1 protein-coding gene is annotated in these 1001 nt (G+C 67.5%); it reads right to left on the bottom strand.

The annotated features are described in order from the left end of the window. Positions 1-3: 3 nt before the first annotated feature. A partial coding sequence (locus ADL25_RS11645; protein WP_199839141.1) for an aldo/keto reductase family protein occupies positions 4-1001 on the bottom strand: 998 nt, incomplete at its 5' end.

Below are 1001 nucleotides of genomic sequence, written 5' to 3'. Positions count from 1 at the left end.
GTCTCAGGGACGGCGCTCCGGTACGTTGTCGTGCACGCGCTTGGGGTCGGTGACCGCGACCGGCTCGAGGATCTCCTCGATACGCGCCATCAGATCGGCCTCGAGCACCACGCCCGACGCCTTCGCGTTCTCCTGGACCTGCTCCGGCCGCGACGCACCGATGATGGCCGCGGACACATTGGAGTTCTGCAGCACCCACGCCACGGCCAACTGCGCAAGCGACAGATCCGCCTCCGCCGCCAGCGGCTTCAACCGCTGGACGGCCGCCAGCACGTCATCACGCATCCACCGCGCGATCATGCCGGCGCCACCCTTGTCGTCCGTGGCACGCGAACCCGCCGGCGGCTGCTGACCCGGCTCGTACTTGCCCGTCAGCACACCCTGCGCGATCGGCGAGAACACAATCTGGCCCATACCCAGCTCCTCGCAGGTAGGCACCACCTCGCCCTCGATCACCCGCCACAGCGCGTTGTACTGCGGCTGGTTGGAGACCAGCGGAATACGCAGCTCACGCGCCAGCGCGTGCGCACGCCGGATCTGCTCCGCAGGCCACTCCGACACACCGATGTAGTGAGCCTTCCCGGAGTGCACGACATCGGCGAACGCCTCCATCGTCTCCTCCAACGGCGTCGCCACGTCGTACCGGTGCGCCTGGTACAGATCCACGTAGTCGGTCCGCAGCCGCCGCAACGACCCCTCGATCGACTCCATGATGTGCTTGCGCGACAGCCCCCGGTCGTTACGGCCCGGACCCGTCGGCCAGTACACCTTCGTGAAGATCTCCAGACCCTCACGGCGCTCACCCTTCAGGGCATCACCCAGAACCGCCTCGGCCCGCGTCCCGGCATAGACATCCGCGGTGTCGAACGTGGTGATGCCCGTCTCCAGCGCGGCACGCACACACGCGACAGCCGCCTCGGCCTCCACCTGCGAACCATGGGTGAGCCAGTTCCCGTAAGCGATCTCGCTGATGATCAGGCCACTGCGGCCGAGATGACGGT

Origin of the sequence: Streptomyces sp. NRRL F-5122, from assembly GCF_001507435.1 — a bacterium.
Taxonomy (GTDB): Bacteria; Actinomycetota; Actinomycetes; order Streptomycetales; family Streptomycetaceae; genus Streptomyces; species Streptomyces lannensis.
The sequence above is the reverse complement of the archived record's forward strand: the minus strand, read 5'-3'. Positions and strand labels throughout refer to the sequence as shown.